Below are 26817 nucleotides of genomic sequence, written 5' to 3'. Positions count from 1 at the left end.
TATCCCGCCACAAAACCCCAAACGAACATCTATCCTTCATAAAGGTCAACCAAGGGAGAACAACGGACCGGAGGGATGCTCATTGTGCATATCGCTGACATAACGATGTTCTACGCCCCTGCCAGCGGTGGCGTGCGCACTTATCTGGATGCAAAGCACCGTCGCCTGGGGATCAAACCGGGCATTCGCCATAGCCTGCTGATCCCTGGACCTTCCTTCAGCGAACAGGATGGCGTTTACACCGTTCCGGCCCCCGCCCTCCCTTTCGGCAAGGGGTATCGCTTCCCCCTCCGCCTCGCGCCCTGGCGCAATGTCCTGCAGGATTTGCAGCCCGATCTGATTGAGGTCGGCGATCCTTACCTCACCGCCTGGGCGGCTTTGGACGCTAAACGCCAACTCGACGTAGCAGTGATCGGTTTTTATCACTCGGACCTGCCGCTGCTGGTCAGCAACCGCATGGGCAACTGGGTCACCGGGAATGTCGAAGCCTATGTCAGCAAGCTTTACGGCAACTTCGACCGGGTTCTGGCGCCGAGCCAGGTCATGGCCGACAAACTGATCGGCCTGGGGGTGAAAAACGTTTACGTACAGCCCTTGGGCGTGGACTTGCAAACCTTCAACCCCGGCTTGCGAGATTCCGGTCTGCGGGCCGAATTGGGTATCGATGAACATACCCACCTGCTGATCTTCGCCGGACGTGGCTCCAAGGAAAAAAACCTGCCGGTGCTGCTCAACTGCATGTGTCGGCTGGGCCGACGTTATCACCTGCTGCTGGTCGGCTCATCGATGCCGGCCGTGGTGCCGGACAACGTCACTGTGATTGATGATTTCTGCCCGGCGGCGCAAGTTGCTCGATTAATGGCCAGTGCCGATGCGCTGTTGCACGCTGGCGATCAGGAGACGTTCGGTCTGGTGATTCTGGAAGCCATGGCCAGTGGCATTCCAGTCGTGGCCGTGGCGGCCGGGGCGTTTCAAGAGATTGTCACCGATCAATGCGGCCTGCTTTGCGCCCCGAACAATTCGTCGGCAATGGCCAATGCAGTACGCGAGTTATTCACGTCGGGCAGCGCCGTTCTCGGCAAGCAGGCTCGCAGCCATGTGGAGCTGCATTATTCGTGGGACTCAGTGGTCAACAGCCTGCTGGGGCACTATCACGCCGTGCTCGGCAGCCACCCACGGCCGCTGGCCGCCAATGGTTGAGCTCATGAACCCGCGCAGCCTTTTAGTGGTGCTGCATGATGTTGCACCGCCAACCTGGGCCGATTACCAACCCTTCGTTGAAGCCGTCGATGCGCTGGGCATGGTGCCGATGACTTGGCTGGTGGTGCCGGACTTTCACAAACACAACGACCTGAATGCCCATCCAGGATTTCGACGCCTTCTGACCGACCGGGTTGCCCGGGGTGATGAACTGGCGTTGCACGGCTACTTTCATTGCGATGACGCCCCCTCTGCAAACAATCCTCGAGACTGGTTCATGCGTCGCGTCTACACCCATGAAGGTGAGTTCTACAGCTTGTCCAGGGAAGCCGCATTGGCCCGCCTGCATGCGGGCATCGACGTGTTCCGGCGCTTTAACTGGCCGCTGGAGGGTTTCGTCGCCCCGGCCTGGTTGATGAGCAACGGTACCCGCGAGGCCTTGCGCCAATTACCGCTGAACTACACCAGCGACCCACAGCATCTCTATCGTTTGCCGCAGTTCACGGCGATCGATGCCCCGGGCCTGGTCTGGAGTGCACGCAGTGCCTGGCGCCGAGGCCTGTCAAAACTCGTCAGCGATCAACGCGAACAGCGCTGGCGCCAGGCGCCGGTGATACGCCTGGGCCTGCACCCAGTGGACATGCGCCATGAGTTCTCGCGCACTTACTGGCTGCAAACCCTCAAGCGATTGCTCGACGAGGGCCGGGTGCCGATGACCAAGGCCGGGTGGCTGGCATCGCAAAGCGACCGCATCGGTCGCGCCGCATGAGTCGCGCAATTCTGCTGCTCGTCGCCCTGCTCGCTGCGGTGCTGATTCCCCTGCTGCTTGGCGGTAGTCAGACAGGGGCGCGACTGCAAAGCTTTCCGCTGACCTGGCTGTTGATCATGTTCGGCATGATCCTGCTGTGTTGGGTAGTGAACACGATGCGCTTGCGCCTGTTGCTGGGCGATCAGCGCAATGAGGTGAGTCGGTTCAAAAGCCTCGGCGTGGTGATGGCCGCCGAGTTCGCCTATTGCGCCACGCCCGGCGGCAGCGGTGGACCGCTGACGATCATGGCATTGCTGGCACGCAACGGCGTGCGCCCGGCCAGGGGCAGCGCGGTGTTCGCCATGGACCAGCTGAGCGATTTGCTGTTTTTCCTCTGCGCGCTGAGCGGGATCCTGATTTATGCACTGTTTCAGCACCTCAGCCAGCGCATGGAATGGCTGCTGACCGTGAGCGCCATTTCCTTGTTCGGCGGGTTAATCAGTTGTGGGCTGATCGCCCGCTACCACCGGTTGCTGATTCGTCTTGGCGGCCGGTTGCTCGCTCGCTTGAACGTCAAAGCCACCACGCGCCTGCGCTGGACACGCAAACTCCTGCACTTCCTGGCGGCGTTTACGGACACGTTGAAATTGCCTTTTCAGACGCTGATCAAGGTGTTTGCCCTCACCTGCCTGCATTGGGTCTTACGCTACAGCGTGCTGTATCTGACGCTGCGTGGGCTCGGGGCGGACTTGCAGTGGGCCTGGTGTTTTCTGATCCAGATGCTTTCTCTGAGTGCCGGGCAGTTCAGCCTGTTGCCGGGCGGTGCCGGGGCGGCAGAACTGACCTCGGCGGCGCTGTTGGCACCCATGGTGGGGAAATCTACCGCAGCGGCGGCGATTCTGATTTGGCGGGCGGTGACTTATTACTTCTATTTGCTCGTGGGCGGGCCGGTGTTTTTGCTGATGCTTGGGCGGCCACTGCTGAAGAAGTTGATGAAGTTTAAGCAGGCTTAGGAGCGTGGGGCTTGGTCTTGCTATGGCAGAGGATTTTTTGATTGTGTACATATCCGTTCTTGCGGTAGCGGCGGCTTAGGGTTCCGCCCTTACGGCGGGTCACTTTTGACACGTACCGAACGCCTCAAAAGTAACCAAAAAGTCTTGCCTCTCCATTCGGTGCCTCGCTGTAAAAGCGAAACCAATAGCGGCCGCACCCAAAAAAACGGATATACACCCAATCAAAGAACCTACTCAGCCAAACTTCACACCCTATTCACCAGTACCCCATCGCCAGCAGATACAAGTTCAGGCTCAGGATTCAACGCCTCCCACAACTCCATAGCCCCAGGAAACTCCGTGCCGTCTTCGGGACTCATGTCATCCGGGTCGTAGCGGCTCAAACACCCCTCCCCCAATGTAGCGGGGGCCTTGGAAGTGGCTTTGTCCAGTGGATCGGCCATTATCATTTCCTCAGTGCAGAAACGGCGAAGGGCCTGGAACGATTGAACGCCCAGGCCCTTCGAATTTCAACCGTGCAGTGCTGCGGTCAGAACACGACCGTTTTGTTGCCGTGCACCAACACCCGGTCTTCCAGGTGATAACGCAGACCACGAGCCAGCACCATCTTCTCGACGTCACGACCAAAACGCACCATGTCCTCGATACTGTCGCTGTGGCTCACACGCACCACGTCCTGCTCGATGATCGGACCCGCATCCAGTTCTTCGGTCACGTAGTGGCAAGTAGCACCAATCAACTTCACACCGCGCAAGGAGGCTTGATGATACGGCTTGGCACCGACGAACGACGGCAGGAAGCTGTGGTGAATGTTGATGACCTTGTGGGCATACTCGCGGCACAACTGCGGTGGCAGGATTTGCATATAACGGGCAAGTACAACCACTTCGGCATCGTGCTGTTTAACCAGGCGCGAGACTTCGGCAAACGCCGGCTCTTTGTCCTGCGGATTGACCGGTACGTGGTAATAAGGAATACCGTGCCACTCGACCATGCTGCGCAAGTCATCATGGTTGGAAATCACGCAGGAAATTTCGCAGTCCAGTTCATCACTGTGCCAGCGATGCAGCAAGTCGGCCAGGCAGTGGGACTCGCGGCTGGCCATCAACACCACGCGCTTCTTCTGCGCCGTATCAGTGATGCGCCAGTCCATCGAGAACTCTTGCGCAATCGGTGCAAAGGCTTCGCGAAACGCTTCGATACCAAAAGGCAGCGAGTCGGCACGAATTTCGTGACGCATGAAGAACCAGCCACTGAGATTGTCCGAGTGATGGCTCGCCTCAGTGATCCAGCCGTTATGTGACGCCAGAAAGTTACTGACTTTAGCAACGATGCCGACGCGGTCCGGGCAAGAAATCACCAGCCGAAAAGTGCGCATGAGGGGGGAACTCCAGAACTTCGCAAAGGCCGCCATTCTAGCGTTTGCGCAGCAAAACTACAGTATTGATGATGCCTTGGCTTGCACGTTGGTCCGGTGACACAGGTTCCGGCATTACCCTCTTCCCGCGCGATGGTGCTCTTGTAGCTAATCTTCAAGAGCTCAATTGTGAATATCTGTGACCCCTGCGTCAGGCTACTTAGATACACATCCAATTTATCCGCTATTCACCGCAACTAAATTAAATAAACCCCGGTTAAATGTTTACTTGATGAAACACCCTGACTATTATTGCGTCACTGTCCCCTGCCATCCAGCGCCCAACATAAGGTAATCCTCATGTCCTTGATCAACGAATATCGCGCCACCGAAGAAGCTATCAAAGAGCTGCAAGCCCGTTTGAAGAATCTGTCCCAAGACGACAAACTGCAAACCGAGCTGGAATTCGAAGGCAAACTGCGCACCTTGATGGGCGAATACTCCAAGTCCCTGCGTGACATCATCGCGCTGCTGGATCCAGAAGCCAAAACCAAGGCTGCACGTGGCGGCGCAGTAAAAACTACTGGCACCAAACGCGCTCGCAAAGTTAAACAATACAAAAACCCGCACAACGGCGAAGTCATCGAAACCAAAGGTGGCAACCACAAAACTCTGAAAGAGTGGAAAGCCAAGTGGGGCGGTGACGTGGTTGAAGGCTGGGCAACTCTGCTGGGCTAAGCCGCAGAGCTTGTCGCGGACTGATCCGCGATGAAAAGAACGCCAGCTGATGCTGGCGTTTTTTTATGCCCGATTTTCGAGCCATGGACATATTCGTTTTCAAAGACTCAAACGATTGCGTAATCCCTGCACATAATCCTGCCACTCATTCAGCACCTTTCGCTGAAACGATGTAGCCGTAATGTTCAATTGGGCTGCGGCCTCTACAAAAGTTTCCAGTGTATTGGGCGCCCCCCACTCAAGGTCTGACAAACGTTGCTGACAGAATATTCGCCAACGTTCTTGCTCTTCAAAACTCAACGTATCGGGGAAGTTACGTGCGCGATATCGAAACAACAATTCCGGTAAACGTTCATCATCGAAAGGCCATTGCTGTTGCGCCAATTGCACGGGGTCCGCGGTTCTGACTTGCTCACATAAGCGCCGATCCCGATCACCGATAAAACCATCGTATAACTGTTGCTCAGGGTCTTGGCTTGGTGAAAAGTCCTCGCTCGCATACATCGCCAGAACTTTATCGTGCCACATTTTTTGTGCGTCACTTAGCCGCAGCGCCCGCGCCTGATAGAGCGCCATGTCCAGCTCGAGACGTTGCTGATCGACAGGACGAAGTACCGACAACGGCGCCACCACCGGGCATTTATTGATGTGGATAAGCTTGAGTGGCACCGGCAATTCGCCATCGGCCAGGTCATCGCGGCGGGTATACAACCGCTGGCGCAATGCGTCGGCATCCAGATCAAGCAGGTTTTGAGGATCCAGGTGCAGGTCACAGACAATCAGGGCGTTGCGGTTACGGGGATGCCACGCCAGCGGCAGCACCACACCGATATAGTTGCGTGCTGCTGAAAAACGCCCGGAAACATGCACCATCGGCTGCAAGAGCCGAATCTGATCCATCACCCGTTGTTTACCGCGTAACTGAAACAGCCAGTCATACAGTTTTGGCTGTTTTTCCCGTATCAAGCGTGCAAGGGCGATGGTCGCGCGAACGTCTGACAGCGCTTCGTGGGCATTGCCGTGATCAATACCGTTGGCGGCGGTCAGGCGCTCGAGTTTGAGCGTAACCCGCCCCTCATCGTCCTTCGGCCAAACAATGCCATCCGGGCGCAAGGCATACGCCGCCCGCACCACATCGATCAGGTCCCAGCGGCTGTTACCGCCCTGCCACTCGCGCGCGTAAGGGTCGAAAAAGTTTCGGTACAAGCTGTAGCGGGTCATTTCGTCGTCGAAACGCAGCGTGTTGTACCCCGCGCCACAGGTGCCGGGCGTTGCGAGCTGCGCATGCACCCGGGTCATGAAATCGGCTTCGCTCAGTCCTTGTTCGGCCAGTCGACCGGGCGTAATACCGGTGATCGCGCAGGCGGCAGGGTGCGGCAGGATGTCGTCGCTGGGCTGGCAGTAGAGGTTGACCGACTCATCGATTTCATTGAGATCGACGTCGGTGCGAATTCCCGCCATTTGTAGCGGACGGTCGCAACGGGGGTTGATGCCCGTGGTTTCGTAGTCATACCAGAAGATGGAGGTCACGGGCGGTTCCTGAACTGATGATCGGCGAAGTCTAGGCGCTCACATCCCGCCCCGGCCAGTAGTCTCGCAAAAACGCCGGGCACTGGTCGTGCTGATGACCAACCTGGGGGACTGTAGATTAAATGCGGCCCGAGACTTCTGTAGGAGCGAGCTTGCTCGCGAAGGACTTCAGAGCAACGCGTTTATTCAGGAGGAACGCGTTATCGTTAACGCCCTTCGCGAGCAAGCTCGCTCCTACAGGAGGAGTTGTCAGACGGACGCCGGCAACGGCTGAAAACTGAAGTACTGGCGCAATGCACTGACCAGTTGCCCATATTCCGGCGGTGCCCGTTGCAGGCTAAAACCGGCGTCATAGTGATGGGGGTTAGCATCTTCATGGCACCACAAACAACACGCCCGCACATCAATGACCTGCACAATGCCGCCACTAGCGGGGATTTTCAGGCGCAGATCGAAATCGGCGCCGATCATCATCGGCAACTGACTGATGAGCATTAGCCCGTCTTCGCTCACGTTGCCCAGGAAGCCGATGGGTTTGTCGGTGATGCTGTTGAACACTCTCAGAAAATACGGCAGTTGATGCCGCTCGATCCGGCGGTCAGTGAACATGCTGAATTCGCTACGCAAGGCCCTTAAGCAGAGCCGCACTAATGCTTCGGAACGGGTCTGCCTGGCAAGCAAACGCGCTCTCCCCGATCCCGGTGCGACAGTCCACAGAACCGCCGCCGCTTACGTCTGCCGATCACAGGTGTTACGCCGGTTTAGAGACACGACTGCAAAACCGGTTCTTTCGACTATAGCTCACCGTCATCGGTCGGCCAGCCTTTAAATGTCAGCTGCGATCAGAACTGTGTCGGGCGCACGACCGCGGCGGAACGAGTCGGGTAATGACCCAGGCTCTGCAAGGTTTCCAGCCGTGCGCGGGCGCGATAGGCGTACTCGCTTTCCGGATAGGTTGCGATGATGTACTGGTAAGTCTGGGCCGCATCAATAAACATCATCTGACGTTCCAGGCAGAGGCCGCGCATCATCGACACTTCCGGTTGCACGTAGCGGCGCTCGCGGCTGTCGCGGTCGACCTTGGATAATTCAAGCATCACTTGCTCGCAATTGCCCCGGTCATAGGCGCTGTAGGCATTATTCAAATGGTGGTTCATCGACCAACGGGTGCAGCCCACAACACTGAGGGCAAGGGCGGCTATGAGCACGAATCGCATGGGGGTTCTCCTGTCTTGAGCTCTGTATCGACCCGTTGGCGAAAATCTTCAAGAATGTTCATTTAAAGAAACAAGCGAATAAGTAGTGCACACGAACAATGACTACAACCGGAGAGCATAGTAGCCTCACTCAGCGCTTGAACTCAGGAGTCTTTGCATGTCCGTCCGTCGTACCAAAATCGTCGCTACCCTTGGCCCGGCCAGTAACTCGCCGGAAGTTCTCGAACAGCTGATTCTGGCTGGCCTGGACGTCGCCCGCCTGAACTTCTCCCACGGCACCCCCGACGAGCACAAGGCTCGCGCGAAGCTGGTGCGTGACCTCGCTGCCAAGCACGGGCGCTTCGTCGCTCTGCTGGGTGACCTGCAAGGCCCGAAAATTCGTATCGCCAAATTCGCCAACAAGAAGATCGAGCTGAAGATCGGTGATCAATTCACCTTCTCCACCAGCCATCCGTTGACCGAAGGCAACCAGCAAGTGGTCGGCATCGACTACCCGGATCTGGTCAAGGATTGCGGCGTAGGCGACGAGCTGCTGCTCGACGATGGCCGCGTGGTCATGCGCGTTGATACTGCCAACACCACCGAACTGAATTGCACCGTACTGATCGGCGGTCCGCTGTCCGACCATAAAGGCATCAACCGTCGCGGCGGCGGTCTGACGGCTCCGGCCCTGACTGAAAAAGACAAGGCCGACATCAAGCTCGCCGCCGAGATGCAAGTCGACTACCTCGCGGTATCCTTCCCCCGTGATGCCGCCGACATGGAATACGCCCGTCAACTGCGCGACGAGGCTGGCGGTACTGCCTGGCTGGTGGCGAAGATCGAACGCGCCGAAGCCGTCGCCGACGACGACACCCTCGATGCGCTGATCAAAGCCTCCGATGCGGTGATGGTTGCCCGTGGTGACCTGGGTGTGGAAATCGGCGACGCCGAGCTGGTGGGCATTCAGAAGAAAATCATTCTGCACGCACGCCGCCACAACAAGGCTGTGATTGTCGCGACCCAGATGATGGAGTCGATGATCCAGAATCCGATGCCGACCCGCGCAGAAGTGTCAGACGTAGCCAACGCCGTGCTCGACTACACCGACGCCGTGATGCTCTCGGCTGAAAGTGCCGCTGGCCTGTACCCGCTGGAAGCGGTACAAGCCATGGCGCGCATCTGCATCGGCGCTGAAAAGCACCCGACCAGCAAGACCTCCAGCCACCGTATCGGCAAGGTCTTCGAAAGCTGCGACCAGAGCATCGCCCTGGCGGCCATGTACACTGCCAACCACTTCCCGGGCGTGAAAGCGATCATCGCGTTGACCGAAAGTGGCTACACGCCTTTGATCATGTCGCGCATCCGTTCCTCGGTGCCGATCTACGCGTTCTCCCCGCACCGCGAAACCCAGGCTCGTGCCGCCATGTTCCGTGGCGTCTACACCGTACCGTTCGACCCGGCGTCCTTGCCGCCTGAGCAAGTCAGCCAGGCTGCGATCGACGAGTTGCTCAAGCGCGGTGTCGTCGAGAAAGGCGACTGGGTCATCCTGACCAAGGGCGATAGCTACCACACCATCGGTGGCACCAACGGGATGAAAATCCTGCACGTTGGCGACCCGATGGTCTGAGTGATCGATCGCTGAAAAACAAAAGCCCCGCCATGTGAATGGCGGGGCTTTTGCGTTTCTGAGCCTGAAGGTGTGTTGCCTGGGAGACCCCCTTCGCGAGCAGGCTCGCACAGGGATTTGTGAGCGCTGAAGTTCCAATGTGCGAGCCTGCTCGCGAAGAGGCCCGCCAATCAGCGCTCAACCACGAGGAGTGAAAACATCGGCCAGCAGTTGATTGCGCGGCAGTCCCGCCAGGTACAAGCGTCGGGAAAAGGCGTCGACACTGTCGGGAGACCCACAGACCAGAGCCAGGGTTTGTCGGGAAACCAGGCGCAGTTGCGCCAATTTTTCTGGCAACCCGGCCGGGGTCCAGAGCTCGACACTGAGGTTCGGGCGACTGGCGGCCATGGCTTGCAGGGGCTTGGCCAGATAGTGCTCAGTGGCATCATGGGCCAGGTGAATAACGCGGATAACGCCCTGATGATCCTGACGCAACGCTTCGCGCAAGACGCCGAACAAAGGTCCCAGACCGGTGCCAGAGGCCATCAGCCAAAGCGGTCGGTTGTGCCAGTCAGCGTCGTAATGCAAGGCGCCGCCGCGCAACTCCCCGAGGCTGATCGAATCACCGATCCGGAACTGGCGCGCGGCATCGCTGAACGCTCCCGGCTGACGACAATCGATATGGAACTCCAGAAAGCGGTCTTCTTCCGGCAGGCTGGCCAACGAATACGGCCGAGCCACGTTTGCGGCCCACAGCACCAGATGCTGTCCTGCGCCGTAGCGCAAAGGTCGTTGCGGGGTCAGACGCAAGCGCAGCACGCTGGCACACAACCAATCGACGGCCGCGACCTCGGCCGGGCAACCGTCCTGCTCCGGGTCAAAGGTGTGCACCTGTAAATCTTCGGTCACCTGACACTGGCAGGCCAGGCGCCAGCCTTGCTGACGCTGGTCGGCGCTCAAGGCATCAGGTCGGCTGTCGCTGGGCAGCCCTTGCACACACTGCACCAGGCAGGCATGACAACTGCCGGCGCGACAGCTGTAAGGCACTGACACGCCATTCTGATTCAACGCATCAAGCAAATTGCTGCCGGTCGCCACCGACCAGTGGCGTTCTCCCACGCGCAATTCAGGCATCAACGTTCTCCCACGCTGCCGCGCAACGATTGCGACCGTCACGTTTAGCGCGATAGAGCGCCTGATCCGCCCGCTGCAAAGCGTCGTCGAGATCATCGTCCAGTTCCAGCAGCGTCAAACCGGCGCTAAGGCTGAGGTTGCTCACGTTAAGGCCGATCAACTCGACATCGGTGAATGCAATGCGCAGCCGTTCGCAACACGAGGTCAATCGCTCGGCATTGCAATCGGGCAACAACAGCACGAACTCTTCGCCACCGTAGCGGGCCAGCACATCCCCCTCGCGCAGGCAGGCAGTGCCAACGCCGGCAAAGGCTTGCAGCACCTGATCGCCGGCGGCGTGACCGTGGACGTCGTTGATCCGTTTGAAATGGTCGAGGTCGATCAGCGCCAGGCCGTGCACGACTCCGACTTCCATGGTGTTCAACTCGCGGGAAGCCAGGCGCAGGAAATGTCGGCGATTGAACAGCCCGGTCAGTTCATCGGTTGCCACCAAGTCTTCGAGCTGACGCATCATCCCGCGCAGCGTGTCCTGGTGCGCCTGCAAAGCAAACCGCCGCTGACGCATGCGTTGCCGCGATGCCTGGACGTGACGGGCGTAAAGCACCAGCCAGACCAGCACAATAAACAACACGCAAACCTGCAGCACCGCCAGTGCCGGATCGGCTAGCTGGAAGTGGTAGCCCTCCCATAGCGTGATTGCGCTGAAACTGAAGAAGACCAACAGCGCACAACGAGTCAAGGCCCGGCGTGACAGATGGAACAGGCCGAACAGCAGAATCAGTACGTAGAACACCAGAAAGGCGCCGCGAGCCACATCCATGTGGGCGATCAGCCAGGTTTGCCAACCCAGCCCCAGCAAGACTTGCGCTTCGGTCAGGCTCGGATCGTTGAACCGAAGGTTGAAACCCGAATAAAACACCGCGAAAAGCGCCGCCTGGCTGATGACGACAAGCGCACTGCCGACGGCCACGCTGGCTAACGGCTCATCGTAGTGGCCAGTGAAGAATGCCAGCCACAGCAAGACCAGAGCCAGGGCGTAAGTGCCGGCTGCGAGGGCAAAGCGTTTGAGCAAAAGGCGCTGGAGGGCGTTATGGGTCAATCGTGACTCACCGTGCAAAAGGAGGCTGCTGGAGTTTCTACTCTACAGGCCGAATGCCACTTTAGTGGCGTGTCTGATAAATGACCATTCAAATTTAGGGGAGAAAAAACTGGCGTCAAAGCCATGGCCCGAATTCCTGATACTTTGCCGTATCCCCTGTAGCAGCTGGCGAAGCCTGCGTTCGGCTGCGAAGCAGTCGTACAACCATGCACCTCGGTGTGTCAGTCAGACCTCAAACGCAAGATTTGCGACTGCTTCGCAGCCGAACGCAGGCTTCGCCAGCGGCTGCAGGATTGTATTGAGCGATAAAGTCGTGTTTCAGGTCGGTTCGCAACGGGGCAATGTATACGACCAATGTTTGACCGTCGGCGCGTGTGCCCACTCGCGAGGCGCGGTATACTGCCGCGCCTTTTTAGCGTCGCGCCAGCACCCCGGCGTGCCTTGTAAAGGTGCTTGCAACCGACCGATGCACCCAAGCTGCAAGCACCTTATTGAATGTTCCCGTCTTTTAGAGGAGCGCGACTCATGACCGTGATCAAGCAAGACGACCTGATTCAGAGCGTTGCCGACGCCCTGCAATTCATTTCCTATTACCACCCCGTTGACTTCATCCAGGCGATGCACGAGGCCTACCTGCGTGAAGAATCGCCGGCAGCGCGCGATTCGATGGCGCAAATCCTGATCAACTCGCGTATGTGCGCCACCGGCCACCGCCCGATTTGCCAGGACACCGGCATCGTCACCGTCTTCGTCCGCGTAGGTATGGACGTACGTTGGGATGGCGCCACCATGGGCCTGGACGACATGATCAACGAAGGCGTGCGCCGGGCTTACAACCTGCCGGAAAACGTCCTGCGTGCCTCGATCCTCGCCGACCCGGCGGGCGCTCGTAAAAACACCAAGGACAATACCCCGGCCGTTATCCACTACTCCATCGTTCCGGGTAACACCGTGGAAGTGGACGTGGCGGCCAAGGGCGGCGGTTCCGAGAACAAGTCGAAAATGGCCATGCTCAACCCGTCCGACTCGATCGTCGACTGGGTACTGAAGACCGTTCCGACCATGGGCGCCGGCTGGTGCCCACCGGGCATGCTGGGCATCGGCATCGGCGGCACCGCCGAGAAAGCCGCGGTGATGGCCAAGGAAGTGTTGATGGAATCCATCGACATTCACGAGCTGAAAAAGCGCGGTCCGTCCAACCGTATCGAAGAAATGCGTCTGGAGCTGTTCGAGAAGGTCAACCAACTGGGCATCGGCGCCCAGGGCCTGGGTGGCCTGACCACCGTGCTCGACGTGAAGATCATGGACTACCCGACTCACGCCGCTTCGTTGCCGGTGTGCATGATCCCCAACTGCGCCGCCACCCGTCACGCCCACTTCGTGCTCGACGGTTCCGGCCCTGCTTCCCTGGAAGCACCACCGCTGGACGCCTACCCGGAAATCGTCTGGGAAGCCGGTCCGTCGGCCCGTCGCGTCAACCTCGACACCCTGACCCCGGAAGACGTGCAGAGCTGGAAGCCGGGCGAAACCGTCCTGCTCAACGGCAAGATGCTCACCGGTCGCGACGCGGCGCACAAGCGCATGGTCGAGATGCTGAACAAGGGGGAAACCTTGCCGGTGGACCTCAAAGGTCGCTTCATCTATTACGTCGGCCCGGTCGATCCGGTGCGCGAAGAAGTAGTAGGCCCTGCCGGTCCGACCACCGCAACGCGGATGGACAAGTTCACCCGTCAGATCCTCGAGCAAACCGGCCTGCTGGGCATGATCGGCAAATCCGAGCGCGGCCCGACCGCAATCGAAGCGATCAAGGACCACAAAGCCGTATACCTGATGGCAGTTGGCGGCGCGGCTTACCTGGTGGCGCAAGCCATCAAGAAATCCCGCGTGGTGGCATTCGCCGAACTGGGCATGGAAGCGATCTACGAGTTCGACGTCAAAGACATGCCAGTGACCGTCGCCGTCGACAGCAAGGGTGAGTCGGTACACATCACCGGTCCTGCCATCTGGCAGAAAAAGATCAGTGAGAGCCTGGCGGTAGAAGTGCAGTAAGCGCTTCGACTGACACAGCAAAGGCGACAGGGGGTTCCTCCTGTCGCTTTTTTTATTGCCCACAGTTTTTCTTGTAGGAGCGAGCTCGCTCGCGAAGGACTGAGAGCAACGCGTTTATTCAGGAAGAGCGCGTTATCGTTAACGTCCATCGTCGGAACGCCGCCCGGAGCAAGCTCGCTCCTACACAGTGGGATGACAGGGCAAGCCCATGGTATGGTGCGGCCCCTCCTGAATACGTGTGTAATGCCCCGCATGTCCGAGTTTTCGCGCCCTCTGCGCCTGACGTTGTACACCGTTGCGATCCTCGCCGGCGCCGCCCTCGCAGCCACCCTGGCCATGCGTCACGCCGAGCGCCAGGCCCTGGTGGAAGACGCTGCCCGCGCCAATCAGCAGCTGGCGCTGTACGCCACGTCCCTGCACACCCTGATCGAACGTTACCGCGCCCTGCCCGCCGTGCTGGCACTGGACCCGCAATTGCGTTCGGCGCTCAAGGGTGCAGTGAGCCCCGAGCAACAGGACACGCTGAACCGCAAGCTGGAAAAGATCAACGGGGCTGCCGAGTCCTCGACCCTCGAACTGCTCGATCACACCGGCCTGGCCGTGGCGGCGAGCAACTGGCGCTTGCCCAGCAGTTACGTCGGCCACAACTACGGCTTTCGCCCCTACTTCAGCCAGACCCGCACCCAGGGCACCGGGCGTTTTTATGCGGTGGGCGTGACCAGCGGGATTCCGGGTTACTTCCTGTCCAGTGCCGTCACTGATGACGACGGCGAGTTTCTCGGCGCGATGGTGGTGAAACTCGAATTTCCGGAACTGGAGCGCGAATGGAGCCAGGGCAGCGACACGCTATTGGTCAGCGATGCACGCGGGATCATTTTCATCGCCAACCAGCCGGGCTGGCGCTATCGCTTGTTAAAACCGTTGAATGACAGTGATCACGCCGAACTCAAGGCCACCCGCCAATATGACAAGCAGCCGCTGACGCTGCTTGACGCTCAATCGCTGCGGCGCTTCGACGTCAACAGTGAACTGGCGCGGGTCGATGGCCCCGACGGTCAAAAGGACTACCTGTGGGAATCCCTGCCGCTGGCCACAGAAGGCTGGACCCTGCACCTGTTGCGTCGCCCGCAAGTCGCCTTCGAAGACAGTCGCAACGCCGCGCTCGCCGCGGCCGGGTTGTGGCTAACGCTGGTGTTCCTGCTGCTGTTTCTCAACCAGCGCTGGCGCCTGGCGAAAATGCGTCAGCGCAGTCGCGAAGAGCTCGAACAACTGGTGGAAGAACGCACCCGCGACTTGCGCACTGCGCAGGATGGGCTGGTGCAATCAGCCAAACTCGCCGCTCTCGGCCAGATGTCGGCCGCGCTGGCCCATGAGATCAACCAGCCGCTGACCGCACAGCGCATGCAACTCGCGACACTGCGCCTGCTGCTCGATCACGGCCGGGTCGACGATGCCTACAAGGCGCTCAAGCCGGTGGACGACATGCTGACGCGCATGGCCGCCCTCACCGGCCACCTGAAAACCTTCGCCCGCAAAAGTCCCAGCGGCTTGCGCGAACGTCTTGATCTTGCCGCCGTGGTCGACCAATCGTTGCACCTGCTCGACACCAGGTTGCGCGACGAACAGGTCAGCACGGTCTTGCACCTGACGCGCCCGGCCTGGGTACGCGGTGATGCGATTCGTCTGGAACAGGTGTTGATCAATCTGCTGCGCAACGCCCTGGATGCGATGCAGGATAAACCCTGCAAGCGCCTGGAAATCCGCCTCGAAGCCAACGAACAACTCTGGCGCCTGACCGTGGCCGACAACGGTGGCGGCATCGCCGAAGAACATCTGCCGAAAGTATTCGATCCGTTTTTCACCACCAAAGCGGTGGGCGATGGCCTGGGCATTGGCTTGGCGGTATCGTTCGCCATCGTTCACGAATCGGGCGGCCGCCTGAGTGCGGGCAATCAGGGCAACGGGGCCGTGTTCACCCTGACGCTGCCAATCGATCTGGAGGTGCCTGGCACATGCTGAATTCAGTGATGGTGGTCGACGATGAAAGCAGCATCCGCAGTGCCGTCGAGCAGTGGCTGAGCCTGTCGGGGTTCGAGGTGCAGCTGTTCAGCCGCGCCGATGAATGCCTGGCGCAGTTGCCCGAGCACTTCCCCGGCGTGATCCTCAGCGACGTGCGCATGCCCGGCATGACCGGTCTGCAATTGCTGGCCGAAGTGCAGCGCCGTGATGCCGACTTGCCGGTGATTCTGCTGACCGGCCACGGCGATGTGCCGATGGCCGTCGATGCGATGCGCGATGGCGCCTACGACTTTCTGGAAAAACCCTTCAGCCCCGAAACCCTGCTCGGCAGCTTGCGCCGCGCGCTGGACAAGCGCCGGCTGGTGCTGGAAAACCGCGCCTTGCACCAGCAAGCGGACAACCGCGCAAAACTCGATGCAACCTTGCTCGGGGTATCCCGTGGCTTGCAGACCTTGCGTCGGCAGGTGCTGGACTTGGCGGCATTGCCGGTCAACGTGTTGATCCGCGGAGAAACCGGCAGCGGCAAGGAATTGGTTGCCCGCTGCCTGCATGACTTCGGTCCGCGTGCCAGCCAGCCATTTGTGGCCCTCAATTGTGCGGCGATTCCGGAGCAGTTGTTCGAAGCCGAGCTGTTCGGGCACGAGAGCGGCGCCTTCACCGGCGCCCAGGGCAAACGCATCGGCAAGCTCGAATACGCCGATGGCGGCACGCTGTTTCTCGATGAAATCGAAAGCATGCCGCTGGCCCAGCAAGTGAAATTGCTGCGGGTATTGCAGGAGCAAAAGCTGGAGCGCTTGGGGTCGAACCAGAGCATTCGCGTGGACTTGCGGATCATTGCCGCGACCAAACCCGACCTGTTGGATGAGGCGCGCGCCGGACGCTTTCGCGAAGATCTGGCCTATCGATTGAACGTGGCCGAGTTGCGTCTGCCGCCGTTGCGCGAACGTCGGGAAGACATTCCGTTGCTGTTCGAATCGTTTGCGCAACATGCCGCCGAGCGCTTGGGCCGCAGCTTTGCACCGTTGACCGGTCCGCAGTTGAGCCATCTGCTGAGCCACGACTGGCCGGGCAATGTGCGCGAACTGGCGAACGTCGCCGAACGCCAGGTGTTGGGGCTCGGCGAGCCTACGCCTGCGAGCATCGATCCGGGGCAATCGCTGGCAGCGCAGCAGGAAGCGTTCGAAGCGCATTGCTTGCGGGCGGCGTTGACCCGGCATAAGGGGGATGTGAAAGCGGTGCTTGAAGAGCTGCAACTGCCGCGCCGCACCTTCAATGAAAAGATGCAGCGGCATGGGTTGAGCAGAGAGATGTTCATCTAACCGATCACATAAAACCTGTAGGAGCGAGGCTTGCCCGCGAAGCAGTCACCGCGATGCATCTGACAAGCCGCGTTATCGTTCTTCGCGGGCAAGCCTCGCGCCTACAGGAACGTGGACATGCGCAAAAATCCGCTTATCGCCCTCCGACCTCTAAGCGGATTTCCGCTCACAAAATCCGCTTACCCCCTCTAAACCGGCCCTCTTTGAGATGGCACATCTCCTGCTATAGCTCTCGCAGGCTGCGTTTAATCGCGCTCCACAAAAACAATTAAATGAAGGATCCTTCAATGGATAACTCCAACGCCCTGCCCCTTGGGTCGGCTGCCGTGCCCGCCAAAGAACGAACCACGTCCAGCCGCATCAAATCGATCTTCAGCGGCTCGGTCGGCAACATGGTCGAGTGGTACGACTGGTACGTCTACGCCGCCTTCTCCCTGTACTTCGCCAAAGCCTTTTTCCCCAAAGGCGACACCACCGCACAACTGCTGAACACCGCCGCGATTTTCGCCGTGGGCTTCCTCATGCGCCCGATCGGTGGCTGGCTCATGGGCCTTTACGCAGACAAGGTCGGTCGTAAAGCCGCGCTGATGGCCTCGGTCTATCTGATGTGCTTCGGTTCCCTGCTGATCGCCCTGAGCCCGGGTTACGAAACCATCGGCATTGGCGCGCCGATCCTGCTGGTGTTCGCACGCTTGCTGCAAGGCCTGTCGGTCGGTGGCGAGTACGGCACCTCGGCGACTTACCTCAGCGAGATGGCGACCAAGGAACGTCGCGGCTTCTACTCCAGCTTCCAGTACGTGACCCTGATCTCCGGTCAGCTCATCGCCCTGGCGGTGTTGATCGTGCTGCAACAGACCCTGACCACCGAGCAACTGTACGATTGGGGCTGGCGCATCCCGTTCGCCATCGGCGCGCTGTGTGCCGTGGTCGCGCTCTACCTGCGTCGTGGCATGGAAGAAACCGAGTCGTTCACCAAGAAAGAGAAGGCCAAGGAAAGCGCGATGCGCACCTTGCTGCGCCATCCGAAGGAATTGATGACCGTGGTCGGCCTGACCATGGGCGGCACCCTGGCGTTCTACACCTACACCACGTACATGCAGAAATACCTGGTGAACACGGTTGGCATGAGCATCTCAGACTCCACTACGATTTCGGCGGCCACGCTGTTCCTGTTCATGTGTTTGCAACCGCTGGTGGGCGGATTGTCGGATAAGGTCGGTCGCCGGCCGATCCTGATTGCCTTCGGCATTCTGGGCACGCTGTTCACCGTGCCGATCCTGACCACGCTGCACACCGTGCAGTCCTGGTGGGGCGCGTTCTTCCTGATCATGGCTGCACTGATCATCGTCAGCGGCTACACCTCGATCAACGCAGTGGTCAAAGCCGAACTGTTCCCGACCGAGATTCGTGCGCTGGGCGTTGGTTTGCCCTACGCGCTGACCGTGTCGATCTTCGGCGGCACCGCTGAATACATCGCACTGTGGTTCAAGAGCATTGGTATGGAAACCGGTTACTACTGGTATGTGACGGCGTGCATTGCGGTGTCGTTGCTGGTCTACGTGACCATGAAAGACACCCGCAAGCATTCGCGGATCGAGACGGACTAATCCAGATCGTCTGTGCCGGCCTCTTCGCGAGCAGGCTCGCTCCCACAGGGTTTGGAGTGTATCCAGATCCAGTGTGGGAGCGAGCCTGCTCGCGATGGGGACGACTCGGTATCAGGTCAACTCGGCAACCGCCCGCTTCCCATACACGTTCTGCGCATACGAAGCCCCCGCAATCATCACCACCAGAATCCCCGCCAATACCAGCGACGAACCAATAGTGCCGAAATCCAGACCACCCTTTTCATGCGGCTTGGTCAGGAAATCACCCAACGTTGCGCCGAAGGGTCGGGTCAATACAAACGCCACCCAGAACAGCAGCACCGACGAAATCCGGGTGAAGTACTTCAACAGCACCACCACCGCAATGGTCGAGCCGATCAACAACGCACCGCCGGCAAAGCCCAGACCCGAATCGTCGGCCAGGTAATCGCCGAGCGCCGTGCCCAGGGTGTTGGAAAACAGAATCGCCATCCAATAGAACATCTCGCCGCGAAAGGTCTGGACCTTGGTCACGTTCAGCGAATCACCGCTCAGGCGCCACGCCGCAAAAATGCCCATCAGAATTGCAATCAGGATCATTGAACCGGTGGCATAGCCCAGTTCGAGGGTGCGGTCCATGAAATCGGACATCGTGGTGCCGGCCGTGCTGGTCGACAAAATCACGATCCAGTACAGCACCGGCTTGTAGGTTTTTGCCATCAACTGCGTGATGAGCGTCAGCACAAATACACTGATCAAAATCAGCGAGCTGACGGCGTAACCGACGTTAAGGGTCATCGACAGCAAATCCCCCGCGGTTTCCCCCAGGGTCGTCGCGCAGATTTTCATCACCCAGAACGCCAAGGTGATTTGAGGCAGTTTGTTCATCAAGGGTAAAGCTCCAATAGTCAGGGCAGCCGATTTCTCAGGCTTTGGACGTCGCGCAGACTGAAGGTGAGGCCGTGAAAATTAGGTAGGTGCTTTATGAAAAAAAAGTCACACGAGCCAATGCGCCGCAATGGCCACACTGGAAATTGCCCGCCGCCGCTTGCACTATGGCCCCCCTTCGCTACGAACCAAATTCAGGAAACCCGTGCAATGGCTGACGACATCCACTTCTACGAACCGGCCAACGGCCACGGCCTGCCCCACGATCCGTTCAATTCCATTGTCGGCCCGCGTCCCATCGGCTGGATTTCCTCTCAGGACGCCAACGGCCGCCTGAACCTGGCGCCCTACAGCTTCTTCAATGCCTTCAACTACATTCCACCGATCATTGGTTTTTCCAGCGTCGGGCGCAAAGACAGCCTGAACAACATCGAACAGACCGGCGAATTCGCCTGGAACCTGGCGACCCGGCCACTGGCCGAGCAGATGAACCAGAGCAGCGCCATGGTCGGGCCTGAGGTCGATGAGTTCGAACTGTCGGGGCTGACGCCCGCCGCGTCGAAAATCATTCAGGTGCCACGGGTTGCTGAAAGTCCGGTGTCCTTCGAGTGCAAGGTCACACAGATCATTCAGTTGCAGCGCGCCGATGGAAACGTGGTGCCGAGCTGGCTGATTCTGGGTGAAGTGGTCGCCGTGCATATCGCCAAGTGGCTGTTGAAAAATGGGGTGTACGACACCGCCGCGGCAGAACCGATTCTGCGCGGCGGCGGGCCAGCGGATTATTTCCAGCCAGGGCCAGAGGCACTGTTCAGGATGTATCGCCCGGGGGCGAAAAGGTAAATTACCAAAGCAGGTCGGTTTCTTCTTTGACGTCTTTGAGGCGGGTCAGCTCTTTGGCGGCAGCTTCATCGGCATCGTGCGCGGTCTTGAATACCTCTCCTTCGAGGACTTTGTGAAAGCGCGGCGCGCCTGCTCCCCCCAGGGCTTTGACGGCGATCGCGGCGTGGTAACCGCCCTCGCACGGTATTACGGCGGAAACGGCTTCGAAGTGTTCAAAGGCTTTGCGTGCCATGTCGCGGATCCTGGCTAATTGAAAGTGGAGCCATTAAACCCTCAACCCGCCATTTTGTGTACCCACGACCGGGACTGACCGAGCGCCTGGACGGCCGACACGTCCTTGAAGGTATGAAAATCCAGGCTATTGACCACCAGCTCCTGCACCAGCTCGGCAAAAATCTCCATGGCCGGTGTATTGAAGTACGCGGTCATGGCCTGTTGATGGGTCCAGAAGCCGGACACCAGCCACAACTGCGGATCACATTGCGAGTGTTGCAAGGTAAAGCTCAGGCAGCCCGGTGCGCTGCGGGACGGTTCGATCAGGGCACTGAGGCGCGCACCGAGTTCGGCTGAACGCCCGGTGCGGGCGCGGACAAAGGCCATATGACTGACGGGAATCTGCGTAGACATGTTCAACCCTCCCAGGTACTCGAGTGGCAGCCGTGGGACGGGCTGCGACAGGATCAAAGGTTAAACGCCCGCACGCCGCCCCGTTAGTCGATTCCTGCCGGCTTGTTGCACAATCCTGCGAGGCTGAATGCCGCCGTTGTAAAAACTGTAAATCCTGTCACGGGACTGAAACACGACTTTCAAGCAAGTTTTGCCCGCCACGGGCTGTCATGGCAGCGCCGTCCTCCAACCCCGTGCAGAATCAGGCAAGCTTTTGGCAGGATGTGTCTATCGCTGTTCCTTGCACAAACTTAAGCTCGGCTCATTACCCACGTCTCACCGAGGATGCCTTGCATGTCGTCGCTCGATCATTTCCAAGCCCCGCTGGATGCCGACATGGAGAAACAGCGCGCGGAACTGGCCGCCATCATCCGCAGCAACACGGCGGAGGATGGCACTTATGCCACGGCCGTCGGCTCGCTGTTCATGTCGCGTCACAGCCAGTCCCACGAGTTCGCCCCGGTGTTGGCGCAACCCGCGCTGTGCATCATGGCCCAGGGTCGCAAGGAAGTTCGCCTCGCCGACGAGCTATTCAATTACGACCCATTGAATTACCTGGTGGTCTCGGTCTCGATGCCCTTGAGCGGACGGGTGGTCAATGTTTCGCCGCAGGAACCGATCCTGGCCCTGCGACTGGACATCGACCCGGCAGAAATTACCGCGCTGATTGCTGACGCCGGCCCCCTCGGTGTGCCCGCACGGCCAACCGGGCGCGGCCTGTACGTCGAACGGATCGACACCGCCATGCTCGACGCGGTACTGCGCCTGGCCCGCTTGCTGCAGACGCCGAAAGACATCGCCATGCTGGCGCCGCTGATTCGCCGGGAGATTCTCTATCGACTGTTGCGCAGCCAGCAAGGCCATCGGCTGTACGAAATTGCCATCGCCAACAGCCAAAGCCACCGCATCAGCCAGGCCATCAAATGGCTCAACGGCAACTATGAGCAGCCGCTGCGTATCGATGATCTGGCGAAGGAAGTGAACCTGAGCGTGTCGACACTGCATCACCGGTTCAAGGCGATGACGGCCATGAGTCCGTTGCAATATCAGAAGCAGCTGCGTTTGCAGGAAGCACGGCGGTTGATGCTGGCGGAGGGGCTGGAAGCTTCGGCGGCGGGGTATCGCGTGGGGTATGAAAGTCCCTCGCAGTTCAGCCGGGAGTACAGCCGATTGTTCGGGGCGCCCCCGTTGCGGGATTTGGCGCGGTTGCGGTTGTCGGTTTAGTTCTTCGCGGGCAAGGGTGTACACCAGACCCTGTAGGAGCGAGGCTTGCCCGCGAAGAACTCACCGCGGTCTATCTGAATGACCGCGTTATCGTTCTTCGCGGGCGAGCCTCGCTCCTACGGGGACGGTGGTGTTTTTCAGGCACTGAGTACGCGGCACGCTTCTGCCGGTAACGTCACCGACACCGGATTGCCAATGCTCAACCCAAACCCCTGGCACGGCGTACTCAACGCCGTAAACGAAACACCGGAGCATTCCACCGTGGTTTCAATCGTCGCGCCGATATCGCGCACGAACGTCACTTTGCCCAGCAACCGGTTCCCCGCCGTGGCCTGCGGATGCGACAGTTGCAGGTCCTCAGGGCGAATCAGCATCTTCACTTTCTCGCCGACCACAATGCTGCTGCAGATCGGCACTTCCAGTGCATCGCCACCCGGCAAACCGACCTTGCCGTTACCCAGCGCCGTGGCCGGGAAAATGTTGCCCGAACCGATAAAGTCCGCGACGAACTCATTGGCCGGGTGCCGGTAAATTTCGATCGGCGTGCCCACCTGTTGCACCCGATGCTCACCCAGCACCACGACGATGTCAGCCATGGTCATGGCTTCACGCTGATCGTGGGTCACCATGATGGTGGTGATGTTCAAGCGCTGTTGCAGCTGACGGATTTCCACCTGCATCGACTCACGCAGCTTGGCATCCAGCGCCGACAAGGGTTCGTCGAGCAGGAGGATTTTCGGGCGCGAGGCAATTGCCCGGGCAATCGCCACACGCTGACGCTGCCCGCCGGAGAGTTTCGCCACCGGGCGATCAATCATTTCCTGCAGCTGAATCAGTTCCAGCAACTCCACCACACGCGCCTGCTGATCAGCCTTGCTGACCCCACGCAGTTTCAGCGGATACGCAATGTTCTCCCCCACCGTCATGTGCGGGAACAGTGCCAGGGATTGAAACACCATGCCGAAATTGCGCTCGTGCGCCGGGGTGTGGCCAATGTCTGCACCGTCCAGGCGAATCTCGCCGCCGGACAGGGTTTCGAGCCCTGCGATCATTCGCAGCAAGGTGGTTTTACCGCAGCCAGAAGGGCCGAGGAAACACACCAGTTTGCCTTCCGGCAAATGCAGGTTTACATCTTTTACCGCGCAGGCCGAGCCGTAGCGTTTCTCGACGTTTTCAAGAATAAGACCAGTCATGTTGCACCTCAAAAATAAGGTTCGGGCTGGAGGTCGCCGAGCGAAGATCAGGCAAGGCAAAAGTCTGCGAAGAAGCGGAGTTGACTTTAGTCAATGAGCATTCTGAGTGGACTTTTAACGCAGCATGATCGAGTGCAGGCACCTCCAGGCAGAAGCTAGAACGAAACGCCACCTTCACCGACTAGCTTCTCCAACGCCCAGATCAGGACGAAGTCGATCAGCACGATCAGCACGGCAAACGAGAAAACGGTTGGGTCGAGCGAAGACACGGTGCGGCTGTACATCCAGATCGGCACAGTCATGACGTCGATGGTGTAGAGGAAGTAGGTCACGGTGAATTCGTTGAAGGAAACGATGAACGCCAGCAGCATGCCCGCCAGGATCCCCGACTTCATCAGCGGCACCACCACATCGACAATCGCCCGCGTCGGCGAAGCGCCGAGCATTTGCGCGGCCTCTTCGACTTCGCTACCGATGGAGAGCATCGCTGCGGTGCAGTTCTTCACCACGAAGGGCAGCGCCAGAATCACGTGGGCAATCACCAGGCGCGAGGTGGTCATCTGGAACGGCAGGCTGTCGAACACCAGCAGCAACGCCAGCCCCAGTACCACCATCGGAAACACCAACGGCAGCGACATCAGTTGCAGCGCCACGGCTTTGCCGCGGAACTCGCAACGGGTCAGCGCATAGGCCGCCGGCACCGCGATGATCGTGGCGAAGACCATGGTCAGGCACGCCACCATCAGGCTGGTGATCATGGCTTTGCCGAGGCTCAGCACATCGCTGGAATCCGGCGACGCGAAGGTGTGCCAGGCGGCCTTGTACCATTGCAGGCTGTAGCTGCTCGGCGGGAAGTCGAGGTTCGACGAACCACTGAACGACATCACGATCATGGTCAGGATCGGCAACACCGCCAACAGCAGGATGAAGCCCGACAACACACCGGCGAAATTGCCGGTTTCGCCCGGCAGCAGCGAGTGACGCTTTTTGATCAGGGTGCTCATTGGGAAGCCTCCAGCATGCGCCGACGACGGCCAGTGATGTATTCGGACAAAGTCATGATCGCAAGGGTGGTGACAATCAGCACCACACCGGCAGCGGACGCGGCGGGCCAGTTCATCAGCGGCGCGATCTGGTCATGGACCATCACCGCCAGCATCGGCACGCGACGGCCACCGAGCAGCAAAGGCACCACGAAGCTGCTGGCGTTGTAAGCGAATACCAACGTCGCACCGGTGATGATCCCCGGAAAACTCATCGGCAGAACCACCTGGCGGAACACTTGAAAGCGACTGGCGCCCAGGGTGGCAGCGGCTTCTTCGTAGGTACGGGCGACGCCGCGCATAGCGCTGGCAATCGGCAACACGGCCAACGGAAACGCGGTTTGCACCAGGCCCATCAAGACGCCGTTCTGGTTGTACAGCAGCATGATCGGTCGCTTGATCAGGCCCAGGCCCATCAGCGCCTGATTGAGCATCCCGCCCGGGCCGAGAATCACCAGCCAGCCGTAGCTTTGCAGCAACAGGTTGACCAATAACGGCAACAGCACCGCCGCGAGGAAGATCCGTCGCACAAACGGCGAGGTCAGCCGCGACATGGTGTAGGCCACCGGGATCGCCAACACAACGGCGATCACTGCGCTGATCAAGGCCAGGCGCAGGGTCAGCAGCAAGGATTTGAGGTAATACGGTTCCAGCAGTTGCGCGTAACTGGCCAGGCTGAAGCCGGTCCATTCCGCACCTTTGGTGCCGACGCTCATGCGCAGTACCAGAAGGCTGGCGGCAATCAGCACGCCGAGAAACAACATCGACGGCGAGAGGAAAAGCCAGGCGCGCGCCGTTGGCGAAACACCCCGGTTGGCGCGCGCGGGTACGGCGGCGACGGCGTGAATCAGAGGTTGGTGTTCCATAGCAAGGGTCTCGTCAATGGAAAGCAGCTGTCAAACACAAGACTTGAAACCACATCGGCCCCTTGTGGGAGCGAGCCTGCTCGCGAAAGCGATCTGTCAGTCGACATCAATGCTGAATGTCAGTCCGCAATCGCGAGCAGGCTCGCTCCCACAGGGGATCTTCAGTGGATGAAGATCCTGTGTCCGTCACTCAATCAGGAAGAAAAGATTTCCGTGTAGCGACGAATCCATTGGTCATGCACGGTAGCCAGGAAGGCGTTGTCGTGCATGATCGCCTTCTCGGCAATCTGCTCAGGCGTGAGGATGTACGGGCTCTTGCGTGCTTCGGCAGAGATGATCGCCTTGGCATTGACCGGACCGTTGTAGATATCCTCAGCCATCTTGCCCTGAACCACCGGGTCCAGAGAGTGGTTGATGAAGGCGTACGCCATGTCGGTGTCGCCCGGACGGTTCTTCGGCATTACCGATTGCATCAAGTCGGTGTAGAAACCTTCCTTCATGCCAAAGGTTGCACTCAGACCGTAGGCCGGATCGCGGATCTGTTTCGGGAAGAACGCAGGTGCGTACAGGCCGCCCATGTCCAGGGAACCGGTGCGGAACAGTTCGGCGATCTGGTTCGGGTTTTCACCCAGGGTCACCACACGACTTTTCAGCTCGGCGAGTTTCTTGAAGCCAGGCTCAATGTTGTGTTCGTCACCACCGGCCAGTTTGGCGGCGATGATGATCAGGTCCATGGCCTCGGTCCAGTTCGGCGGCGGCAGGAAGATGTTTGGCGCCGCGTCAGCGTCCCACAGCGAGGCGTAACTGGCCGGGGCTTCTTTTTGGGTGCGAGTGCTGTAGACGAGGCTGTTGCACCAAAGCAGATAGCCGATACCGTGGCCATTGGCGCCAGTGCGGTATTTCTCCGGTACATCCACCAGGTTGGGGATGCGGTTGAGGTCGGGCTTTTCCAGCAGCCCGGCGGCGGCCAGACCTTCAGCGCCAACACCGGCCAGGGTAATGACGTCGTACTGCGGACGATCACCGCCAGCCTTGAGTTTGGCGACCATTTCCGAAGTACTGCCGGTGCGGTCAGCGATGACCTTGCAGCCGTACTTCTCTTCGAAGGTGGCCGCGATGTTGCGCAGCGCTGCCAGGCCAGTGTCATCGGACCAGGTCAGCAAACGCAGGGTCTTGCCCGCAAAACGTGTGTCGCTTGCATTGGCTTTCATGAACGGCATGCTCATGGCCGCTGCTGCCACCGAGGCTACGCCCACGGTTTTGATAAATTGACGTCTGTTCAGATCATGATCGCCCATGAAGGACTCCCTTTGTTTTTGTAAGTATGAGGTTGGTCGCAACCATTGCATCCGCGCGGCCGTTTCGGCTTCAAACCCCCGGTTTCAAAGGGTAAGAACAACGCCTACGGGTTCATCCTGAGGTTGTGTAAAACACCTGACTATCGATAAAAACTCATTGAAGCCATGACCTCAGTGCATGCCTCGTTTCGAGGCATGCACT

At 59.3% G+C, this 26817-nt stretch carries 25 protein-coding genes; 11 read left to right on the top strand and 14 right to left on the bottom strand.

Annotated elements, in window-relative coordinates; translation table 11 throughout:
• Positions 1-75 precede the first annotated feature (75 nt).
• From ACM6IR_RS25075 to ACM6IR_RS25065, 3 genes are read left to right on the top strand one after another with little or no spacing between them, the layout of a single operon-like run.
• Complete coding sequence (locus ACM6IR_RS25075) at positions 76-1200, top strand: glycosyltransferase family 4 protein (RefSeq protein WP_414910166.1); 1125 nt, start codon at positions 76-78, stop codon at positions 1198-1200.
• The gene (locus tag ACM6IR_RS25070; protein ID WP_414910165.1) at positions 1193-1969 is read left to right on the top strand and encodes a DUF2334 domain-containing protein; all 777 of its coding nucleotides are present in this window, start codon (positions 1193-1195) and stop codon (positions 1967-1969) included. The genes ACM6IR_RS25075 and ACM6IR_RS25070 overlap by 8 nt, the downstream gene beginning before the upstream one ends.
• Positions 1966-2961, top strand: a complete 996-nt coding sequence (locus tag ACM6IR_RS25065; RefSeq protein ID WP_414910164.1) for a lysylphosphatidylglycerol synthase transmembrane domain-containing protein — start codon at positions 1966-1968, stop codon at positions 2959-2961. The genes ACM6IR_RS25070 and ACM6IR_RS25065 overlap by 4 nt, the downstream gene beginning before the upstream one ends.
• A 245-nt stretch (positions 2962-3206) precedes the next feature.
• Here ACM6IR_RS25065 and ACM6IR_RS25060 read toward each other — a convergent pair whose 3' ends face one another.
• Together ACM6IR_RS25060 and purU are read right to left on the bottom strand one after the other, a co-directional pair.
• Positions 3207-3404, bottom strand: coding sequence for a hypothetical protein (locus tag ACM6IR_RS25060; RefSeq protein ID WP_414910163.1), 198 nt, complete (start codon positions 3402-3404; stop codon positions 3207-3209).
• An 86-nt stretch (positions 3405-3490) separates the two neighbouring features.
• On the bottom strand, positions 3491-4339 hold the full coding sequence (gene purU, locus ACM6IR_RS25055) for a formyltetrahydrofolate deformylase (RefSeq protein ID WP_414910162.1): 849 nt from the start codon (positions 4337-4339) through the stop codon (positions 3491-3493).
• Positions 4340-4678: 339 nt separating this feature from the next.
• On the opposite strand from purU, the gene mvaT reads away from it, so the two are divergent.
• The gene (gene mvaT, locus ACM6IR_RS25050) at positions 4679-5056 is read left to right on the top strand and encodes a histone-like nucleoid-structuring protein MvaT (protein ID WP_414910161.1); all 378 of its coding nucleotides are present in this window, start codon (positions 4679-4681) and stop codon (positions 5054-5056) included.
• A 99-nt stretch (positions 5057-5155) separates the two neighbouring features.
• Here the strand turns inward: mvaT and sbcB are convergent, their stop codons facing one another.
• The 3 genes from sbcB to ACM6IR_RS25035 form a co-directional block, all read right to left on the bottom strand.
• A complete protein-coding gene (gene sbcB, locus ACM6IR_RS25045) occupies positions 5156-6586 on the bottom strand; it encodes an exodeoxyribonuclease I (protein WP_414910160.1) in 1431 nt (476 codons plus the stop codon).
• A 249-nt stretch (positions 6587-6835) separates the two neighbouring features.
• Positions 6836-7195 (bottom strand): PilZ domain-containing protein, encoded by a 360-nt coding sequence (locus tag ACM6IR_RS25040; RefSeq protein WP_414910159.1) that lies wholly within the window; start codon positions 7193-7195, stop codon positions 6836-6838.
• 233 nt (positions 7196-7428) lie between these two features.
• Positions 7429-7803: a tetratricopeptide repeat protein gene (locus ACM6IR_RS25035; RefSeq protein ID WP_414910158.1), complete on the bottom strand. Its 375-nt coding sequence runs from the start codon at positions 7801-7803 to the stop codon at positions 7429-7431.
• Between the two features lie 157 nt (positions 7804-7960).
• Here ACM6IR_RS25035 and pyk point away from each other — a divergent pair, with 157 nt between their 5' ends.
• On the top strand, positions 7961-9412 hold the full coding sequence (gene pyk, locus ACM6IR_RS25030) for a pyruvate kinase (RefSeq protein WP_414910157.1): 1452 nt from the start codon (positions 7961-7963) through the stop codon (positions 9410-9412).
• Positions 9413-9589: 177 nt separating this feature from the next.
• Here pyk and ACM6IR_RS25025 read toward each other — a convergent pair whose 3' ends face one another.
• Positions 9590-10525, bottom strand: a complete 936-nt coding sequence (locus ACM6IR_RS25025; RefSeq protein ID WP_414910156.1) for an iron-sulfur-binding ferredoxin reductase — start codon at positions 10523-10525, stop codon at positions 9590-9592.
• The gene (locus ACM6IR_RS25020; RefSeq protein WP_414910155.1) at positions 10518-11624 is read right to left on the bottom strand and encodes a diguanylate cyclase domain-containing protein; all 1107 of its coding nucleotides are present in this window, start codon (positions 11622-11624) and stop codon (positions 10518-10520) included. The genes ACM6IR_RS25025 and ACM6IR_RS25020 overlap by 8 nt, the downstream gene beginning before the upstream one ends.
• A gap of 525 nt (positions 11625-12149) precedes the next feature.
• Here ACM6IR_RS25020 and ACM6IR_RS25015 point away from each other — a divergent pair.
• The 4 genes from ACM6IR_RS25015 to ACM6IR_RS25000 all read left to right on the top strand — a co-directional run bounded on the left by ACM6IR_RS25015 (position 12150) and on the right by ACM6IR_RS25000 (position 18618).
• On the top strand, positions 12150-13673 hold the full coding sequence (locus ACM6IR_RS25015) for a fumarate hydratase (protein ID WP_057960547.1): 1524 nt from the start codon (positions 12150-12152) through the stop codon (positions 13671-13673).
• A 252-nt stretch (positions 13674-13925) separates the two neighbouring features.
• A complete protein-coding gene (locus ACM6IR_RS25010) occupies positions 13926-15692 on the top strand; it encodes a sensor histidine kinase (RefSeq protein ID WP_414910154.1) in 1767 nt (588 codons plus the stop codon).
• A complete protein-coding gene (locus tag ACM6IR_RS25005; protein ID WP_414910153.1) occupies positions 15686-17011 on the top strand; it encodes a sigma-54-dependent transcriptional regulator in 1326 nt (441 codons plus the stop codon). Before ACM6IR_RS25010 ends, ACM6IR_RS25005 begins: the two co-directional genes overlap by 7 nt.
• Before the next feature lie 287 nt (positions 17012-17298).
• Positions 17299-18618: an MFS transporter gene (locus tag ACM6IR_RS25000; protein ID WP_414910152.1), complete on the top strand. Its 1320-nt coding sequence runs from the start codon at positions 17299-17301 to the stop codon at positions 18616-18618.
• A 111-nt stretch (positions 18619-18729) separates the two neighbouring features.
• On the opposite strand, the gene ACM6IR_RS24995 is transcribed toward ACM6IR_RS25000, so the two are convergent.
• Positions 18730-19485, bottom strand: a complete 756-nt coding sequence (locus ACM6IR_RS24995; RefSeq protein WP_414910151.1) for a hypothetical protein — start codon at positions 19483-19485, stop codon at positions 18730-18732.
• A gap of 210 nt (positions 19486-19695) precedes the next feature.
• Between ACM6IR_RS24995 and ACM6IR_RS24990 the strand changes: the two genes are divergently transcribed.
• A complete protein-coding gene (locus ACM6IR_RS24990; RefSeq protein ID WP_414910150.1) occupies positions 19696-20325 on the top strand; it encodes a flavin reductase family protein in 630 nt (209 codons plus the stop codon).
• A gap of 1 nt (position 20326) precedes the next feature.
• Here the strand turns inward: ACM6IR_RS24990 and ACM6IR_RS24985 are convergent, their stop codons facing one another.
• Both ACM6IR_RS24985 and ACM6IR_RS24980 read right to left on the bottom strand, forming a co-directional pair.
• On the bottom strand, positions 20327-20557 hold the full coding sequence (locus ACM6IR_RS24985) for a hypothetical protein (RefSeq protein ID WP_414910149.1): 231 nt from the start codon (positions 20555-20557) through the stop codon (positions 20327-20329).
• Between the two features lie 41 nt (positions 20558-20598).
• Positions 20599-20952, bottom strand: a complete 354-nt coding sequence (locus tag ACM6IR_RS24980; RefSeq protein ID WP_414910148.1) for a putative quinol monooxygenase — start codon at positions 20950-20952, stop codon at positions 20599-20601.
• Positions 20953-21285: 333 nt separating this feature from the next.
• On the opposite strand from ACM6IR_RS24980, the gene ACM6IR_RS24975 reads away from it, so the two are divergent.
• Positions 21286-22215: an AraC family transcriptional regulator gene (locus ACM6IR_RS24975; protein WP_414910147.1), complete on the top strand. Its 930-nt coding sequence runs from the start codon at positions 21286-21288 to the stop codon at positions 22213-22215.
• A gap of 137 nt (positions 22216-22352) precedes the next feature.
• On the opposite strand, the gene ACM6IR_RS24970 is transcribed toward ACM6IR_RS24975, so the two are convergent.
• The 4 genes from ACM6IR_RS24970 to ACM6IR_RS24955 all read right to left on the bottom strand — a co-directional run bounded on the left by ACM6IR_RS24970 (position 22353) and on the right by ACM6IR_RS24955 (position 26615).
• On the bottom strand, positions 22353-23408 hold the full coding sequence (locus ACM6IR_RS24970; protein ID WP_414910146.1) for an ABC transporter ATP-binding protein: 1056 nt from the start codon (positions 23406-23408) through the stop codon (positions 22353-22355).
• 155 nt (positions 23409-23563) lie between these two features.
• Complete coding sequence (locus ACM6IR_RS24965; protein WP_414910145.1) at positions 23564-24412, bottom strand: ABC transporter permease; 849 nt, start codon at positions 24410-24412, stop codon at positions 23564-23566.
• Positions 24409-25317: an ABC transporter permease gene (locus tag ACM6IR_RS24960; protein ID WP_414910144.1), complete on the bottom strand. Its 909-nt coding sequence runs from the start codon at positions 25315-25317 to the stop codon at positions 24409-24411. The genes ACM6IR_RS24965 and ACM6IR_RS24960 overlap by 4 nt, the downstream gene beginning before the upstream one ends.
• A gap of 194 nt (positions 25318-25511) precedes the next feature.
• Entirely contained in the window at positions 25512-26615 is a 1104-nt protein-coding gene (locus tag ACM6IR_RS24955) for an extracellular solute-binding protein (protein WP_414910143.1), read from the bottom strand.
• Positions 26616-26817: the final 202 nt, after the last annotated feature.

Source organism: Pseudomonas sp. IT-P253 (genome assembly GCF_949768125.1).
Classification (GTDB): Bacteria; Pseudomonadota; Gammaproteobacteria; order Pseudomonadales; family Pseudomonadaceae; genus Aquipseudomonas.
Note: the sequence above shows the minus strand (reverse complement) of the source record. Positions and strands in the feature narration are given on the sequence as shown.

Coding starts and splice junctions, on each gene's coding strand:
- ACM6IR_RS24960 (WP_414910144.1), bottom strand. CDS start 25,317: ATGGAACACCAACCTCTGATTCACGCCGTCGCCGCCGTACCCGCGCGC.
- ACM6IR_RS25025 (WP_414910156.1), bottom strand. CDS start 10,525: ATGCCTGAATTGCGCGTGGGAGAACGCCACTGGTCGGTGGCGACCGGC.
- ACM6IR_RS25010 (WP_414910154.1), top strand. CDS start 13,926: ATGTCCGAGTTTTCGCGCCCTCTGCGCCTGACGTTGTACACCGTTGCG.
- ACM6IR_RS25035 (WP_414910158.1), bottom strand. CDS start 7,803: ATGCGATTCGTGCTCATAGCCGCCCTTGCCCTCAGTGTTGTGGGCTGC.
- ACM6IR_RS25005 (WP_414910153.1), top strand. CDS start 15,686: ATGCTGAATTCAGTGATGGTGGTCGACGATGAAAGCAGCATCCGCAGT.
- ACM6IR_RS24955 (WP_414910143.1), bottom strand. CDS start 26,615: ATGGGCGATCATGATCTGAACAGACGTCAATTTATCAAAACCGTGGGC.
- ACM6IR_RS24965 (WP_414910145.1), bottom strand. CDS start 24,412: ATGAGCACCCTGATCAAAAAGCGTCACTCGCTGCTGCCGGGCGAAACC.
- ACM6IR_RS25000 (WP_414910152.1), top strand. CDS start 17,299: ATGGATAACTCCAACGCCCTGCCCCTTGGGTCGGCTGCCGTGCCCGCC.
- ACM6IR_RS24995 (WP_414910151.1), bottom strand. CDS start 19,485: ATGAACAAACTGCCTCAAATCACCTTGGCGTTCTGGGTGATGAAAATC.
- ACM6IR_RS24985 (WP_414910149.1), bottom strand. CDS start 20,557: ATGGCACGCAAAGCCTTTGAACACTTCGAAGCCGTTTCCGCCGTAATA.
- ACM6IR_RS25075 (WP_414910166.1), top strand. CDS start 76: ATGCTCATTGTGCATATCGCTGACATAACGATGTTCTACGCCCCTGCC.
- purU (WP_414910162.1), bottom strand. CDS start 4,339: ATGCGCACTTTTCGGCTGGTGATTTCTTGCCCGGACCGCGTCGGCATC.
- mvaT (WP_414910161.1), top strand. CDS start 4,679: ATGTCCTTGATCAACGAATATCGCGCCACCGAAGAAGCTATCAAAGAG.
- ACM6IR_RS24980 (WP_414910148.1), bottom strand. CDS start 20,952: ATGTCTACGCAGATTCCCGTCAGTCATATGGCCTTTGTCCGCGCCCGC.
- ACM6IR_RS24975 (WP_414910147.1), top strand. CDS start 21,286: ATGTCGTCGCTCGATCATTTCCAAGCCCCGCTGGATGCCGACATGGAG.
- ACM6IR_RS25070 (WP_414910165.1), top strand. CDS start 1,193: ATGGTTGAGCTCATGAACCCGCGCAGCCTTTTAGTGGTGCTGCATGAT.
- ACM6IR_RS25040 (WP_414910159.1), bottom strand. CDS start 7,195: ATGTTCACTGACCGCCGGATCGAGCGGCATCAACTGCCGTATTTTCTG.
- ACM6IR_RS25060 (WP_414910163.1), bottom strand. CDS start 3,404: ATGGCCGATCCACTGGACAAAGCCACTTCCAAGGCCCCCGCTACATTG.
- ACM6IR_RS24970 (WP_414910146.1), bottom strand. CDS start 23,408: ATGACTGGTCTTATTCTTGAAAACGTCGAGAAACGCTACGGCTCGGCC.
- pyk (WP_414910157.1), top strand. CDS start 7,961: ATGTCCGTCCGTCGTACCAAAATCGTCGCTACCCTTGGCCCGGCCAGT.
- ACM6IR_RS25065 (WP_414910164.1), top strand. CDS start 1,966: ATGAGTCGCGCAATTCTGCTGCTCGTCGCCCTGCTCGCTGCGGTGCTG.
- ACM6IR_RS24990 (WP_414910150.1), top strand. CDS start 19,696: ATGGCTGACGACATCCACTTCTACGAACCGGCCAACGGCCACGGCCTG.
- ACM6IR_RS25015 (WP_057960547.1), top strand. CDS start 12,150: ATGACCGTGATCAAGCAAGACGACCTGATTCAGAGCGTTGCCGACGCC.